This window comes from Arthrobacter sp. FW305-BF8 (assembly GCF_021789315.1).
In the GTDB taxonomy this organism is placed as follows: domain Bacteria; phylum Actinomycetota; class Actinomycetes; order Actinomycetales; family Micrococcaceae; genus Arthrobacter.
In genome coordinates, this window is record NZ_CP084561.1 from 3,440,266 (window position 1) to 3,454,574 (window position 14,309).

13 protein-coding genes are annotated in these 14,309 nt (G+C 67.7%); 5 read left to right on the top strand and 8 right to left on the bottom strand.

Going from position 1 to position 14,309, the window contains the following annotated elements; all coding sequences use genetic code 11:
* Positions 1 to 94: 94 nt before the first annotated feature.
* Positions 95 to 1,246 (top strand): glutamate--cysteine ligase, encoded by a 1,152-nt coding sequence (locus tag LFT45_RS15475; protein WP_236804409.1) that lies wholly within the window; start codon positions 95 to 97, stop codon positions 1,244 to 1,246.
* Between the two features lie 83 nt (positions 1,247 to 1,329).
* On the opposite strand, the gene tsaD is transcribed toward LFT45_RS15475, so the two are convergent.
* From tsaD to LFT45_RS15505, 6 genes are all read right to left on the bottom strand, one after another.
* A complete protein-coding gene (gene tsaD, locus LFT45_RS15480; protein ID WP_236804411.1) occupies positions 1,330 to 2,490 on the bottom strand; it encodes a tRNA (adenosine(37)-N6)-threonylcarbamoyltransferase complex transferase subunit TsaD in 1,161 nt (386 codons plus the stop codon).
* The gene (gene rimI, locus LFT45_RS15485; RefSeq protein WP_236809377.1) at positions 2,487 to 3,038 is read right to left on the bottom strand and encodes a ribosomal protein S18-alanine N-acetyltransferase; all 552 of its coding nucleotides are present in this window, start codon (positions 3,036 to 3,038) and stop codon (positions 2,487 to 2,489) included. The genes tsaD and rimI overlap by 4 nt, the downstream gene beginning before the upstream one ends.
* A gap of 44 nt (positions 3,039 to 3,082) precedes the next feature.
* Positions 3,083 to 3,754 carry a tRNA (adenosine(37)-N6)-threonylcarbamoyltransferase complex dimerization subunit type 1 TsaB gene (tsaB, locus tag LFT45_RS15490; RefSeq protein ID WP_236804413.1) on the bottom strand — a complete coding sequence of 224 codons (672 nt, stop codon included), beginning with the start codon at positions 3,752 to 3,754 and terminating at the stop codon, positions 3,083 to 3,085.
* On the bottom strand, positions 3,754 to 4,356 hold the full coding sequence (gene tsaE, locus LFT45_RS15495) for a tRNA (adenosine(37)-N6)-threonylcarbamoyltransferase complex ATPase subunit type 1 TsaE (RefSeq protein WP_236804415.1): 603 nt from the start codon (positions 4,354 to 4,356) through the stop codon (positions 3,754 to 3,756). The genes tsaB and tsaE overlap by 1 nt, the downstream gene beginning before the upstream one ends.
* On the bottom strand, positions 4,353 to 5,636 hold the full coding sequence (gene alr / locus LFT45_RS15500; RefSeq protein WP_236804417.1) for an alanine racemase: 1,284 nt from the start codon (positions 5,634 to 5,636) through the stop codon (positions 4,353 to 4,355). The genes tsaE and alr overlap by 4 nt, the downstream gene beginning before the upstream one ends.
* A gap of 64 nt (positions 5,637 to 5,700) precedes the next feature.
* Positions 5,701 to 6,792, bottom strand: a complete 1,092-nt coding sequence (locus tag LFT45_RS15505; protein WP_236804419.1) for a carbohydrate kinase family protein — start codon at positions 6,790 to 6,792, stop codon at positions 5,701 to 5,703.
* A 125-nt stretch (positions 6,793 to 6,917) separates the two neighbouring features.
* Here LFT45_RS15505 and LFT45_RS15510 point away from each other — a divergent pair, with 125 nt between their 5' ends.
* The 3 genes from LFT45_RS15510 (at position 6,918) to LFT45_RS15520 (ending at position 11,579) form a co-directional block, all read left to right on the top strand.
* Complete coding sequence (locus tag LFT45_RS15510; RefSeq protein ID WP_236804421.1) at positions 6,918 to 8,369, top strand: family 4 glycosyl hydrolase; 1,452 nt, start codon at positions 6,918 to 6,920, stop codon at positions 8,367 to 8,369.
* A gap of 198 nt (positions 8,370 to 8,567) precedes the next feature.
* Entirely contained in the window at positions 8,568 to 9,845 is a 1,278-nt protein-coding gene (mshA, locus tag LFT45_RS15515; RefSeq protein WP_236804423.1) for a D-inositol-3-phosphate glycosyltransferase, read from the top strand.
* Positions 9,846 to 9,866: 21 nt separating this feature from the next.
* Positions 9,867 to 11,579, top strand: coding sequence for a formate--tetrahydrofolate ligase (locus LFT45_RS15520; protein ID WP_236804425.1), 1,713 nt, complete (start codon positions 9,867 to 9,869; stop codon positions 11,577 to 11,579).
* A gap of 239 nt (positions 11,580 to 11,818) precedes the next feature.
* Here the strand turns inward: LFT45_RS15520 and LFT45_RS15525 are convergent, their stop codons facing one another.
* Both LFT45_RS15525 and LFT45_RS15530 read right to left on the bottom strand, forming a co-directional pair.
* Positions 11,819 to 12,778 carry an endonuclease domain-containing protein gene (locus tag LFT45_RS15525; RefSeq protein WP_236804427.1) on the bottom strand — a complete coding sequence of 320 codons (960 nt, stop codon included), beginning with the start codon at positions 12,776 to 12,778 and terminating at the stop codon, positions 11,819 to 11,821.
* A gap of 192 nt (positions 12,779 to 12,970) precedes the next feature.
* Positions 12,971 to 13,507, bottom strand: a complete 537-nt coding sequence (locus LFT45_RS15530) for a DUF2306 domain-containing protein (protein ID WP_236804429.1) — start codon at positions 13,505 to 13,507, stop codon at positions 12,971 to 12,973.
* A gap of 98 nt (positions 13,508 to 13,605) precedes the next feature.
* On the opposite strand from LFT45_RS15530, the gene LFT45_RS15535 reads away from it, so the two are divergent.
* Positions 13,606 to 14,229 carry a MerR family transcriptional regulator gene (locus tag LFT45_RS15535; protein ID WP_236804431.1) on the top strand — a complete coding sequence of 208 codons (624 nt, stop codon included), beginning with the start codon at positions 13,606 to 13,608 and terminating at the stop codon, positions 14,227 to 14,229.
* The last annotated feature ends 80 nt before the right edge of the window (positions 14,230 to 14,309 follow it).

Below are 14,309 nucleotides of genomic sequence, written 5' to 3' on the forward strand. Positions count from 1 at the left end.
CTAGACTTGGATGACCGTTCCCCTGCCAGCCGTTCGCCAGGAACGGACGGCGACCGGACCCGACGTCATTAGGCCAGCACACAGCGAGGAACACATGAAGATTGATTTCGCTTCATCCAGGCAATCAACTCTTGGTGTGGAATGGGAACTCGCGCTGGTGGATTCGCAGACCGGTGAACTGTCGTCCGTGGCCAACGAGGTCCTGCGCGGGGTCGTGGCACGCCACCCCGAGCTGAACGAGGATGACGAGCATCCCCACATCAAGCAGGAGCTGCTGCTTAACACCGTGGAGCTGGTAACCGGCATCTGCGAGACCGCCGCGGAAGCGAAGGAAGACCTCGCCCGTTCCCTGGCCGCCGTCCGCGAAGTGACGGACCCGATGGGCGTGGAAGTGTTCTGCGCCGGTAGCCACCCGTTCAGCCCGCCGCAGCTGCAGCCGGTCACGGACAAGGAACGCTACGCCAAGCTGATCGACCGCACGCAGTGGTGGGGCCGGCAGATGGTCATCTACGGAGTACACGTCCATGTTGGCCTGGACCGGCGCAGCAAGGTCCTCCCCGTGCTCGACGGCCTGGTCAACTACTTCCCGCATTTCCAGGCCCTGTCCGCGTCCAGCCCGTTCTGGGGCGGCGAGGACACCGGCTACGCCTCGCACCGCGCCCTCATGTTCCAGCAGCTGCCGACGGCGGGGCTGCCCTTCCAGTTCGCCAGTTGGGAAGAGTACGAGTCCTACGTCCAGGACATGTTTACCACCGGCGTGATCGACACCATCTCGGAGATCCGCTGGGACATCCGCCCCGTGCCGGCCCTCGGAACCATTGAGATGCGCATCTGCGACGGCCTGGCCACACTGGAGGAAGTGGGCGCCGTGGCAGCCCTGACGCAGTGCCTGGTCCACGAGTTCTCCACCATCCTCGACGCCGGCGGCAGCATTCCCACCATGCCGCCCTGGCACGTCCAGGAAAACAAGTGGCGGGCCGCCCGCTACGGCATGGATGCGATCATCATCCTAGACGCCGAGGGCAACGAGCAGCTCGTCACCGACCACCTGTTGGAGACACTCAACCGGCTCGAACCGATTGCCGCAAAGCTGCGCTGCTCCGATGAGCTGGCCGACGTCGAAAAGATCATCAGCCGCGGCGCCGGGTACCAGCGCCAGCGCCGGGTGGCCGCCGAGAGCGGCGGAAACCTGCAGGCCGTGGTCCTCGACCTCGTAAAGCAGATGCGGAACGGCCCCACCGCGTAACCCGACGTCCGCTCTCGCCTCCGCGTCACCCAACCTCCGCGGGGCGGGCCCAACTAGGTAGCAGTTGAGGGCGTTCCCAGCTCTCAGAACGCCCTGATCTGCGACCTACTTGGCGCCGAGACCGTGGTCACCGGCATGGAGGAGTCCGGCGCGAAGCTGATTCCGCTGGGTTCGATGCCCGCCATCACCAGCTGCGCTCCGAGCGCGGCCACCATCGCGCCGTTGTCCGTGCACAGATCCAGCGGCGGAACGTGCAGCGTGATGCCGGCGGCCGAGCAGCGCTGTTCTGTCAGCTGCCGCAGCCGCGAATTCGCGGCCACTCCCCCGCCCAGCAGCACATCCGTGATGCCACGCTCCCGGCAGGCCAGGACCGCCTTGGAGGTAATGACGTCCACCACGGCTTCCTGGAATGCTGCTGCGATGTCCGCAACCGGCACGGGATCACCCGCGGCTTCGAACTGCTCCACGCAGCGGGCCACCGCGGTCTTCAGGCCGCTGAAGGACCAGTCGTAGCGGTGCTTGCCGGGCTCTTCCGCGGTGCCCATGTATTTGGGCTGCGTCAGTCCGCGCGGGAACCTGATGGCCTTGGCGTTGCCTTCGCGCGCCAGCCGGTCAATGGCCGGGCCGCCGGGATAGCCGAGGCCGAGGATCCTGGCGACCTTGTCGTACGCCTCGCCGGCGGCGTCGTCGATGGTGGAACCGAGCAACTCGACGTCGTCCGTGATGCGGCGGATCCGCAAAATCTCGGTGTGCCCGCCGGAAACCAGCAGGGCGCCAAGGTTGTCGGGAAGTTTGGGCTTGCCGGGCAGAATGCGATGGTCCGCGCCGCCGCCGGTGTTGCCGTCCGTTCCGACGCCGGGCCGCGGGTTGAGCAGGCCGACCCCCACATGGGCCACCAGGTGGTTAATGGCGTAGAGCGGTTTGCCGGTGGCGACGGCGAGCGCCTTGGCGGCGCACACGCCAACCATCAATGCACCCGCCAGCCCCGGACCGGACGTCACGGCGATGGCGTCGATCTCGTCCAGCGTCACGTCTGCCTCGGCCAGTGCGGCCTTCAGGGCTGGAACGAAGGCGTCCAGGTGGGCGCGTGAGGCAATTTCGGGGATGACCCCGCCAAACCGGACGTGCTCCTCCATGGACGAGGACACCGTGTTGGTCAGGAGTTCTGTGCCGCGGACGATACCTACGCCCGTTTCGTCGCACGATGACTCAATGCCGAGTACTAGCGGCTGCGTGCGGTTCATTTCTGGTCTGCCTCCGTCGGAGCGGTATCGCCGGCGCGGCCGGCTTCGTCGGTCTGCCCAGGCTGGGGTTCGGCGTCATGCACGACGTCCTGGTGCACGATGTCACGGTGCACAGCGAGCACGTCCTCCAGCTGAAGACGCATGATCAGGGCATCGACGCCGTCGCGGTAGTACTTTTTCCGCACGTGGATCTGCTCGAACCCGAAGCGGATGTACAGCTGCTGGGCGCGCGGGTTGTCGGCCCGGACCTCCAGCAGGATGTCGGCTGCGCCGCGGCGCCGCCCCTCGGCGATCAGGTCGGTGAGGAGCGCCGTGCCGATGCCCCTGCCCTCATACTCGGGAACCACGGCGATGGTCTGGACGTCGGCGATCGGCTCCACGCACATCAGTCCCGCATAGCCGACGATGCCGTCCGCAGCCTCCGCCACGAAGTACCGGCGGGTTTCGGGCTGCACCAGTTCGTCCCAGAACATCTGCAGCGGCCATGCGTCCACCGGGAACAGCCGGACCTCCAGCTCGTGAACGGCAGGGATGTCCGCAGGAAGCATGTCGCGGATGGTCACGCCCGAGTCCAGCCGGCGGGGCAGGACGTTCACAGGGCACGCTTCCGAGGGCCGGGGACCTGCGCGTCGGATTCACGGAGGTAGAGGGGCGTGGAGTCCAGGAGCTCCTCGTCGGCCTCCAGCCTCGCCAGCGCAAACTGGCCCAGATACAGCGCGTCAGGCTGTTCAGTGCTGAAGTCCGGATCCGCGCGGAGGGCCTCGGGGTAGAGCCCGGCGCCCGCGCCGTAGGCCGGGAGGTCGGGGAGGTCCGCGGCGAAGCCCACGTGCGGGCCGTCCGTAAGCTTTGGCAGCTGGCCCGCCGCCAGGGTGTAGCGCGCCCAGTAGACCTCTTTGCGCCGGGCGTCCGTGGCAACGAGGAACTCGGCCGGCGCATCGGTGGACTCGGCCACTTCGAGGGCGACGGCGTCGAGGCTCATCATGCCGTGCAGCGGGGTGTTCCAGACAAAGGCGAGGGTACGCGCCGTCGCAATGCCGGACCGGAGCCCGGTGAAGGGACCGGGGCCAACGCCTACAACGATCGCGTCGATGTCGGCCCCGGTCACCCCGGCGTCTGCCAGCAAGCGTTCGATTCCGGGCGCAAGGACCTCGGCGTGGCTCCTCGTGTCCTCAGTGGAGAAGCTGCCCACCACGCCTTCCAGGGCGTCGTCCGACACCAGCGCGGCGCTGGCCACGGCTGAGGTGTCAATGGCAAGAATAAGCATCAGGAGATTCCTTCCGCGGCGAGAGCGGGCTGTTCCGCCCAGCGCGGCCCGAAGCCGCGGATGATAATGGTGCGTGGTTCGTCGTCGTCCTCGGACTCGAAGTCCAGGGCTCCGTTCCCGGTATGGTGGGCCGCGGCGGCGCCGCCCAGCTGGCGGTGCAGCTCCACCTCGAGCCGGCTCTCGGTCAGGTGCTCCACGCGGTCCCGGCCCCACTCCACCACAGTCACGGCAGAGTCCAGCGTGTTCTCCAGGTCAATGTCGTCGATTTCCGACGCCGATCCCAGCCGGTAGGCGTCCACGTGCACCAGGTCCGGCCCGCCCGGGCGCGGCCCGTCGGGGAGGTTGGGGTGAATGCGCACCAGCACGAACGTCGGGGAAATGATGCCCTCACGGACGCCCAGGCCCTCACCGAGGCCCTGCGTGAAGGTGGTCTTGCCGGCGCCCAGTTCGCCCGTGAGCACCAGGAGGTCCCCGGCCCGGAGCACCTCTGCCAGAGCCGCGCCGAGCGCGTGCGTCTGGTCCGCCGTCGTGACCGTCAGGTTCTGGACCCACAGTGGAGCACTGCCGGTTTCCGGGATGCCGCCGGTTTCCGGAACACTCATGGCGCCGGGGTTCCGGTTGCGGTCGGTTCACCTGCGGGCGGTTCGCCGGCCGGCGCTTCGCCGCTGGGCGATTCGTTGATGTAGGTGCGGGGCACGCGGGGGCTGATGCGGGTGACGATCTCGTAGTTGTTGGTGCCGGCAGCGCGGGCCCAGTCGTCAGCTATGGGGCCGCCGTCGGCACCGTCACCGAAGAGGACGGCCTCTGCTCCGAGGACGCTGTGGCCGCCCCGGGACACGTCCAGCGGGCCGAGGTCAATCACCATCTGGTCCATCGCGATCCGTCCCACCACGGGATAGGTGACGCCCTCCACCCGGACGGGGCCGCCGGTGGCGACGCGGGGAACGCCGTCGGCATAACCGAGCGGAATGAGCCCCAGCGTGCTCTCGCCCGAGGTGCGGTAGTTGAAGCCGTAGGAGACGCCCTGGCCCGAGTGCACGTCCTTGCAGTGGGACACGACGGTGCGCAGGGTCATCGCGGGCCGGAGGCCCAGTTCCGCGGAGTTCTGCCCTTCGAAGGGCGAGAGGCCGTAGATTCCCAGCCCCACGCGGACCAGGTCAAAGTGCGTATCCGGCCTGGACAGCGTGGCCGGGGTGTTGGCCAGGTGGCGGACTTCGGGGTCCACACCGGCGTCCTCGGCGATGGCCAGCACCTCGCGGAACGCGGCGAGCTGGTCATCCGTTTCCGGGCGCTCGGGCTCGTCGGCCACGGCAAGATGGGAGAAGATGCCCACCACGCGCAGCAGCCCCTGGTCCTGGTACTCCACGGCTTCACCCACCAGCCGGTCCCACGCCTCGACGGTGGCACCGTTGCGCCCCAGTCCGGTGTCCACCTTCAGGTGGACGCGCGCCGGCCGTTCCTGTTCCCGGGCGGCAGCCACGATCTGTTCCAGCTCCCAGCCGGAACACCCGATGTCGATGCCGGCGGCGACCGCCGCGCCAAAGTTGCTTTCCGGGGTGTGCAGCCAGGCGAGCAGCGGGGCTTCGATGCCTGCCGCGCGCAGCGCCAGCGCTTCGGAGATGTGCGCGACGCCGAGCCAGCTGGCGCCCGCCTCGAGGGCTGCACGCGCCACCGGCACCGCCCCGTGGCCGTAGGCGTCGGCCTTGACGACTGCCATGACCTTGGCCGGCTCGGCGGCCGCGGCGAGCCGGCGCACGTTGTGCCGGATGGCCCCGAGGTCGATCACTGCGGAGCGTTCATGGGCCGTCCGGTTGTAACCGTGGGACGTCCCGGCCGGGCCCGTTACTGCCGGGCGGTCTCCTGTTGCTGCTGGATAAATCACGCTATTGATTCTAGTGCTGGCGCTTCGGGCCGGATAATTGCCGGGCCGGCGGCGTGCCGGGCGCTCAGGCGTCCGAGAGGTGCGCAATGGTGGCGGCCGCGCGCCGCTGCGCCTGCAGAGGAACGTCCCGGACGATGTCGGCGAGGAAGGAGTAGCGGCGCAGCCACTGGCTGCCGCGGCGTTCCGGCCGGGCGTTGGCGCGCTTCCACCAGTCAGCGATGTCGCCCCAGCCCGGCGCCGCGAGGGAGCCGCCCACCTCCTGGACCGCCAGCGCGGCACAGAGGTTGGCGAACCGCAGCCGGTCGCCGAGGGGCCACCCTGCCAAACTGCCGACGATGAACGCGGCTCCGAAGCAGTCCCCGGCACCGGTGGGATCATAGGCGGCCACGGGCAGGGAAGGCACCCACTCCTCCTCGCCGGTTTCCGAATCCACGGCCACGGCCCCCTGCGCCCCCAGGGTCACCACCGCCACCGGCACCCGGTCCGCCAGGGAGTACAGCGCCGCCCAGGGATCGTCCTTGCCGGTGAAGGCCATGGCCTCGCGCTGGTTGGGCATGAAGGCGTGGAAGTGCTGCAGGTTCGCCAGCCGCGCGTGGGCCCACTCGCCGGTGGGGTCCCAGCCGACGTCGCCGAACAGCTTCACGCCCTCCTTGTGCGCCGCGAGCGCCCATGGCTCCAGTTCATGCCCGAGGTCCGCCACTGCTGCCAGCGCGCGGGGCGGATTCCCGATCAGTTCGGAGGAGGTCACCGGCGCCGGGTGCCCGTGCGTGACCATCGAGCGGTCGTGGTTCACGCTGAGGGATACGGTCACCGGCGAGTGCCAGCCCGGGACCCGGCGGGACAGGGACAGGTCCACATGCTCCTGCCGGTCCAGGATTTTCCAGTTGTAGTCGCCGTAGCCGTCGTCGCCGAAGGCCGCCGCCAGTCCGGTCCGCAAGCCAAGGCGCGCAGCTGCGATGGCCTGGTTGGCCACGCCACCGGGGCAGCTGCCCATCCCTTCACTCCAGATTTCTGTTCCGGGCTCGGGCGCATGCGGCAGGCCGGTGAAGATGATGTCCTGAAAAACGGTCCCGGCCAGCAGCAGGTCGAACTCGCCGGCCGCCTGGGTACGGACGGCCGAGAGCGGGTCGAAACGGCGTGCGGGATTCGCCTCCATGTTCGGCACATTACGCCGTGTACCTTGGCGTTGAAACCCCGCGATGTGGGGGTTGGGACGGGACGGCGGGACTGCGCCGCCGCAGTTCAGGCCATATTGTCGGCTGCTGCGCATAGACTCCTGCCATGCGGCTCATGATCGCCGGCGGCGGCGGATTCCGGGTTCCCCTCGTTTACCGTGCCCTGTGTTCCGGGCCCTATTCTGGCCTGGTCAGCGAGGTGGTGCTGTTCGACGTCGACGGCGGCCGGCTGGCCGCCATCGAGGCTGTGCTTCGGTCCATGTCTTCGGACGTGAGGGGCGCTCCGGACGGAAGTTCCGCCGTCGAACGTTCATGGCTTCCGCCCGCGGTGACGTCCACGACCTCCCTCCCCCACGCCCTCAAGGGGACGGACATCGTATTCGCCGCCATCCGCCCGGGCGGCACCGCGGGGCGTGTTGCCGACGAACGTGTGCCCCAGGACCTCGGGCTGCTGGGCCAGGAAACCACCGGCGCGGGCGGCATCTCCTACGCGCTGCGGTCCATCCCCGCCATGCTGGAGCTGGCCGCCAGCATGCGCACGCACTGCCCGGACGCCTGGCTGATCAACTTCACCAACCCCGCCGGGATGGTCACCGAGGCGCTGGTTCCCGTGCTGGGCCGGAAGGTGATCGGCATCTGCGATTCCGCCAGCGCCCTGGTACACCGCGCCGCCCGGGCGGCCGGGGCGCCGCTGCCAGCGGGAAGGCTCGACGGCGTGGGCTACTACGGGCTGAACCATCTTGGCTGGCTGTACCGGCTGGAGAGCGGCGGGCGGGATGTCCTCCCCGGCCTGCTGGCCGACGCGGAGGCTCTCGCCGGCTTCGAGGAGGGCAGTCTGTTTCCGCAGCCGTTCCTGCGCGATCTGGGGCTGCTGCCGAACGAGTACCTGTTTTACTACTACGAGACTGTGCGCGCGGCCGCGGGCATGCGGGCCATGGCCAGGACCCGCGGCGAGTCGATCCACGGCCAGCAGGCGGAGCTGTATCCGCGGCTGGCCACGGCAGGCGACGAAGCGTACGGCATGTGGGAGGCCGCGAGGCGGTCCCGCGAGGAAGGGTATCTGGCCGAGGCCAGGTCCGGCGGCGAGGCACGGCACCCCGAGGACCTTGCCGGCGGCGGCTACGAGCAGGTGGCGCTGGCGGTGATGCGGGCGCTGGCTGGGGGTCCCGGCGTCGACGGGGCGGGGGTGGCCAGCGCCGCGGAGCTGATCCTCAACACACCGAACTCCGCTGGACAGTCCCCCGCCTTGGCGGGCGGCTCCCAAGCCGCGATTCCCGGTTTGCCGGCGGACGCCGTCGTCGAAATTCCCTGCACGGTCACGCCGGAGGGGGCAGTGCCCATTCCGCAGGCTCGGCCCGCCCCACCGCAACTCAGCCTGCTGCAGCAGGTCAAGAAAGTGGAGCTGCTCGCTGTCCGTGCGGCTTCTACCGGCGACCGCGAAGCAGCGCTGGAAGCCTTCGCCGAACACCCGCTGGTCGGCTCGGCGGCGCTGGCCAACGCGCTGCTCACCGGCTACGAAGGCGCGTTTCCGGAGTTGCCGCAGTTGTGGCGGCGCTGAGGCGCGCATGGGTGGCCCCCCGTGGGCCGCGGGCATCCCCTGAGCGGTTTTAGCAGGAGCGTGCCACATCCGCTGCCCGCCCTGGTTGGCGTGGGAAACGCCACGTCTGGAGCAACTGAACCCCCACCGTTGCCGGGACGGTTCAGGAGTAGTGTTTTATCCGATGCAGTTCCAGCAGTACGGAGAGGAGGGAGGCTCGTGTCTGTGATCAAACGTGTGGCCCTCCTATCGCTGCACACCTCCCCCATGGAACAGCCCGGTTCAGGGGATGCGGGCGGCATGAACGTCTACATCCGCGGCCTCGCCTCCGCCTTGGCCGAAACCGGCATCGAAGTGGAAATTTTCACCCGCTCCACCGCCACCGGCCAGCCCGCCGTCGAGCACCCCGACCCCGGCGTCTGCGTCCACAACGTCCTCGCCGGGCCGCCCCGCAAACTTCCCAAGGAAGAACTCCCCGAACTGCTGCACAGCATGGTCGCCGAAATCGAACGCATCCGCGCCCAGCAGCCCCACGGCCGCTACGACCTCATCCACTCCCACTACTGGGTCTCTGGCGTCGCCGGCCTCGAACTCTCAGGCCTCTGGAACATCCCCCTCGTGCACACCATGCACACCATGGCCAAAGTCAAGAACCTCCTCCTGACCTCCGGCGAACAACCCGAACCCCGCCGCCGCGAAGACGGCGAACACCGCATCGTCGACGGCGCCACCCGCCTGATCGCCAACACCACGGCCGAAGCCGCCGAACTCGTCTCCCACTACGGCGCCGACTTCGACCACATCGACGTCGCACCGCCCGGCGTCGACCTCTCCGTCTACACCCCCGCGTTCCGCACCCGAGCGCGGACTGAACACGGCATCAGCCCCGGCACCTTCCACCTGCTCTTCGCCGGCCGGATCCAACGCCTCAAAGGCCCGCAGATCCTGCTCAAGGCCGCTGCTCTCCTCCGCCAACGCCGCCCCGACATCGACCTCAAACTGACCATCCTTGGTGCGCTCAGCGGCGCCAAGGATTTCAACCTCAAAACCCTCATCAGCTCCGCCGGGCTGGACGACGCCGTCACCCACCACCCGCCGGTCGGCGCACCGGAACTGGCCACCTGGTACCGCTCGGCCGACGTCGTCGTCATGCCCTCCTACAGTGAATCCTTCGGCCTCGTGGCGCTGGAAGCCCAGGCCTGCGGCACCCCCGTGGTCGCCACCCGCGTCGGCGGACTCGCCCGCGCGGTCAGCCACGGCCGCACCGGGCTTCTGGTGGACGGCCACCGGGCATCAGACTGGGCCGACGCCCTTGAAGCCCTCCACGACGACCCCGCCACCCGCCACCACATGGGCGCTGCCGCTGCCATCCACGCGGCAAACTCCGGCTGGCAACGCACCGCCGCCATCACCCTCGACAGCTACCACGCCGCCGTCGACGAATATGCCTCCAGCCATCCCATGGCCGCCATCTACGGGTCACGGCTCACCGGGTAAACACCTTCGGAAAGGACGACGATGTCTAACAGCACTCCCCTGAGCGATACCGGCCAGAGCAGCACTCCCCTGAGCGACCTGGACATTGCCCGCAGGGCAGTGCTCCGGCCGATCGAGGAAATCGCCGCGGCCGCCGGCATCGACGCAGGGGCTGTGGAGCTGTATGGCCGCTTCAAAGCCAAAATCGACCCCGCGAAGCTGTCAGCGCCGGCGCCCGCCGGAAAAGTGGTCCTGGTTTCGGCGATGTCGCCAACGCCCGCCGGGGAAGGAAAATCGACAACGACGGTGGGACTTGCGGATTCATTGGCGCGGGCGGGCCACAAGGTGATGGTCGCACTGCGGGAGCCCTCGCTCGGGCCGATCCTCGGCATGAAGGGCGGGGCCACGGGCGGCGGGCTGTCCCAGGTGCTGCCCATGGACGAGATCAACTTGCACTTCACCGGCGACTTCCATGCCGTCACGTCCGCCAACAATGCCCTCATGGCCCTCGTGGACAACCACATCTACCAGGGCAACGAACTAAACATCGATCCGCGCCGGATGACGTTCAAGCGGGTCCTGGACATGAACGACCGTTCCCTTCGCGAGGTGGTCGTTGGTCTCGGCGGGCCTTCACAGGGTGTACCCCGCCAGGACGGCTTCGACATCACGGTCGCATCAGAAATCATGGCGGTCTTTTGCCTCGCCACCGACGTGGCCGATCTCCGGGACCGGCTGGGCCGCATCACCTTCGGCTACACCTATGACCGGACGCCGGTCACCGTGGCGGACCTGGGCGTGCAGGGCGCGCTGACGCTGCTGCTGAAGGACGCGATCAAGCCGAACCTCGTCCAGACCATCGCGGGCACTCCCGCACTGGTCCATGGCGGGCCGTTCGCGAACATTGCCCACGGCTGCAACTCGCTGATCGCCACGCAGACCGCCCGCCGGCTTGCCGACATCGTGGTGACGGAGGCGGGGTTCGGGGCCGACCTCGGCGCGGAAAAATTCATGGACATCAAGGCGCGCATCGCTGATGTGGCGCCGGCCGCCGTCGTGGTGGTGGCGACCGTTCGCGCACTCAAGATGCAAGGCGGGGTTCACAAGGACCGGCTGAAGGAGGCGAATGTCGAGGCCTTGGCCGCGGGCGTGGTGAACTTGCGCCGGCATGTCCGTAATGTGGAGCGGTTCGGCGTGACGCCGGTGGTGGCGATCAACAAATTCCCCGCGGATACCTTGGAGGAGCTTAACTGGCTGCTCGGCTGGTGCGCCGGCGAGGGCATCCAGGCTGCGGTGGCTGACATCTGGGGAAAGGGCGGGGGCGGCGACGGCGGCGATGAGTTGGCTGCCAAGGTTGCCGCTGCGGTGAGCGGACCGTCGTCGTTCCGGCATCTCTACCCGCTGGGCATGTCTGTGGAGGACAAGATCCGCACCATCGTCCAGGAAATCTACGGCGCCGACGGCGTGGACTTTTCCGTGCCCGCACTGCGCCGGCTGGCAGACATCGAGAAAAATGGCTGGTCCGGGCTGCCAGTCTGCATGGCAAAGACGCAATACTCATTCACGGACGACGCCTCTCGGCTGGGGGCTCCCAAGGGCTTCACCATCCATGTCCGCGACCTCATCCCCAAGACCGGCGCCGGCTTCATCGTGGCCCTGACCGGAGCGGTGATGACCATGCCAGGCCTTCCGGCCGTCCCCGCGGCAATGCGCATGGACGTGGACGACGACGGCAACCCCATCGGCCTCTTCTAGCCCCCCATCCCTTCCTCACCTTTCGCCGCTTCAAACCCATCCCTTCCTCACCTTTCGCCGCCCCAAACCCAACGCCTCCTCACCTTTCGCCGCCCCAAACCCATCCCTTCCTCACCTTTCGCCGCCCCAAACCCATCCCTTCCTCACCTTTCGCCGCCCCAAACCCATCCCTTCCTCACCTTTCGCCGCCCCAAACCCATCCCTTCCTCACCTTTCGTCGTTTCAAACGCATCCATTCCTCAGTCGGCATCGGCGAAACCCGACGCCTGAGGATGATCCAGCCGACTCCTGCGCATTCCCCGTCTGATCAGGCGGATGGCACGCTCGAAGCCGTCCGCCAAATCCTTCTTGCCAAACACAACAACGGTCCACCCGGCTGCCTCGAAGGCTTTGTCACGCCGCCTATCGCTGAAGACTTGGGGCTCGAGAAGGTGGTGGTCGCCGTCGTACTGTATGGCCAGCTTCCGGTGCCTGTACCCGAGATCGGCAGTCGGCCCGATGGTCTTGTCCTCTCGCAGCGGCACCTGCAGCTGAGGCTCCGGAAGGCCTGCGTCCTCCATCGCGAGGCGGAGTAGTGACTCAGGCGCAGAATCCGCCCCGACGCGCATTCGCTCGATCGCGGCGCGCGCCCGGACCACTCCCTGAAGATTCGGATGGCGGCCCACGAGGGACCGCAATCCCTCCAGCGTGTCGAACGGCTCGGTGCGGTCTTCGAATTCCGCTCTCGGAACGCGAATCAGTTCATCGCCCATGCAGACCAGTTCACTCTCCGACAGCCGTCTCGCCATATCGAGCCAGGTGCGGGACCTGCTGCTGATTCGGATGCCGTCGACGAATTCGATCTCACCCTCCGCTGCCAGCACGCTGTGCCCGATCACCCCTTTTCGCCGCACTTCCGGCAGGGAATGCGGTTTGCTCAGATGCAGCTCCGTCGAGTCCGCCAGCCACGGCGGGAGGATCTGGCTTCGAATCCGAGCCGCTGTGACGTGCGAGATCCAAGCGCCGGGCGATGCCGCAGAAAGTGCCCGTGCCGCCGCCTCAAGCTCGAAGCTCCAGGCAGTCGGGCGGTACAGATCACGACTTACATGCGCGACATCGGACCGGCGCAGTCTGTTGGGTGGAACACCTGAAGCTTTCGCGGATCCCAAGGTGAAGGGGGCAGACACCAGGCTGACAGGTAGATCGGTTCGTCTTTGCATACGGCATTGTTGCTCGAAACGGCCCCGCCCTGCAGAAGTTATCCACAGGCTCGAGTATGCGCCAGCCACATCTGAGGAGGCGTTTGGGGTGAAGCGACGAGACGTGAAGAAGCGTCCCTGTTGAAGCGACGAAAGGTGACGAGGCGTTTGGGCTGAAGCGACGAAAGGTGAGGAAGCGTTGGGGGGCGGGGACTACTGAGGACTCGTCGCGGTCCCTGCTGGGGACGCCGCCGCCGGGAGCTGGTCAGCCGGGCGCCCTGCGCCCTGGATGCGACGGCCCTCGCCGCGCCGAAGCGAAATGAAGACGACGGCGACGCTGAGCGCCACCAGCGCGGCAACGTACAGGGCCGTCGGCAGATCCTCGGCCAGGAGGCGCGGAATAGTACGACCTGGCACAGAGACTGCGAAGCCGAACGCCACAGCGATGCCGATGTAGCTGCCGATCATGTTTCCCCTATGCGCGGGTATGTTCCGGCGAACCGCACTGACCAGCCCAAGGGTGACCGTCACGATGGTGAACGCGGAGAGCCCGTGAAGCCAGCTGAAGTGCCCGTTACTGACGATCCAGAAACTGCTGAGGCAGACGTAGTACATGGCCGCGACCCACAGGTGTCCCATGGTGCGGTGGATGCGGTCCCGGCGGCGGCGAAGGATCTGGAACGGGCCAATGGCAAGGACAAAAAGGGCGGCAATAACGTGGCTGGCAAGCAGTACATTCCAAGGCTCCATGCGTCTAGGATAGGAGCACTATCCAGTGGTGTAAATCAAGATAGCCAGCGCGGCAGCAGCTATCCAAGAGGCTCCCGTCCGCCGAGGAAGGAGCAAACATGCAGCTGAAGGAACTCAGCGAGCGGACGGGAGTCTCCCCCGCCAGCATCAAGTTCTACCTCCGCGAGGGGCTGCTGCCCGCGGGCCGATCGGTGCACGCCACCCGGGCGGAGTATGCGGAACTCCACGTGAGCCGGCTGGAACTTATCCAGGCGCTGCGGCGTGTGGTCGGACTGAATATCGCCCAGATCGGTTCCCTGCTCAGGATGGCCGACGACGGCGTCCCCCGCCTTGAGCTCTTGGCCGCAGTCCAGCGCACGGTGCTGGGCCTCGACGCGGTGGGCACCGAGCATGGCGACATGCAGTCATGGGCGGGAGACGCCGTCGTCCGTTTCCGGAACTGGCCGGACGTGCCGAGCGACGCCAGAAACTCGCTCAATGCCCACTTGGCCCTGATGGAAAGTCTCGGCGTGCAGGTGCCCGACACCTTGCTCGACGCCTACAGCCAAGCGGTGGACGCCATTGCCACGGTGGACATATCGGCCACCACGGCGCCGGACGACGTCAATGAGCTGATCATGACTGCGGCTGTCGGCATGCACCTCCACGGCCAACTGGTCCTGAAGCTGCTGGCCCTTGCCCAGGCGAGCCACGCGATTCGGCGCTACACAAAGGACGCTTAAGCAGCGATGCTCCCCCACCGAAAGGTGAGGGAGCATCGCGTCGAAACCTGCAGGACCTGAGGACGCGTCCGGGGGCGGGG

Excerpts from the sequence above, each read along its gene's own strand:
- tsaB (WP_236804413.1), bottom strand. The coding sequence starts at position 3,754 with ATGCTTATTCTTGCCATTGACACCTCAGCCGTGGCCAGCGCCGCGCTG.
- LFT45_RS15535 (WP_236804431.1), top strand. The coding sequence starts at position 13,606 with ATGCAGCTGAAGGAACTCAGCGAGCGGACGGGAGTCTCCCCCGCCAGC.
- rimI (WP_236809377.1), bottom strand. The coding sequence starts at position 3,038 with ATGCTTCCTGCGGACATCCCTGCCGTTCACGAGCTGGAGGTCCGGCTG.
- LFT45_RS15520 (WP_236804425.1), top strand. The coding sequence starts at position 9,867 with ATGTCTAACAGCACTCCCCTGAGCGATACCGGCCAGAGCAGCACTCCC.
- LFT45_RS15505 (WP_236804419.1), bottom strand. The coding sequence starts at position 6,792 with ATGGAGGCGAATCCCGCACGCCGTTTCGACCCGCTCTCGGCCGTCCGT.
- tsaE (WP_236804415.1), bottom strand. The coding sequence starts at position 4,356 with ATGAGTGTTCCGGAAACCGGCGGCATCCCGGAAACCGGCAGTGCTCCA.
- LFT45_RS15530 (WP_236804429.1), bottom strand. The coding sequence starts at position 13,507 with ATGGAGCCTTGGAATGTACTGCTTGCCAGCCACGTTATTGCCGCCCTT.
- LFT45_RS15510 (WP_236804421.1), top strand. The coding sequence starts at position 6,918 with ATGCGGCTCATGATCGCCGGCGGCGGCGGATTCCGGGTTCCCCTCGTT.
- LFT45_RS15475 (WP_236804409.1), top strand. The coding sequence starts at position 95 with ATGAAGATTGATTTCGCTTCATCCAGGCAATCAACTCTTGGTGTGGAA.
- LFT45_RS15525 (WP_236804427.1), bottom strand. The coding sequence starts at position 12,778 with ATGCAAAGACGAACCGATCTACCTGTCAGCCTGGTGTCTGCCCCCTTC.
- tsaD (WP_236804411.1), bottom strand. The coding sequence starts at position 2,490 with ATGAACCGCACGCAGCCGCTAGTACTCGGCATTGAGTCATCGTGCGAC.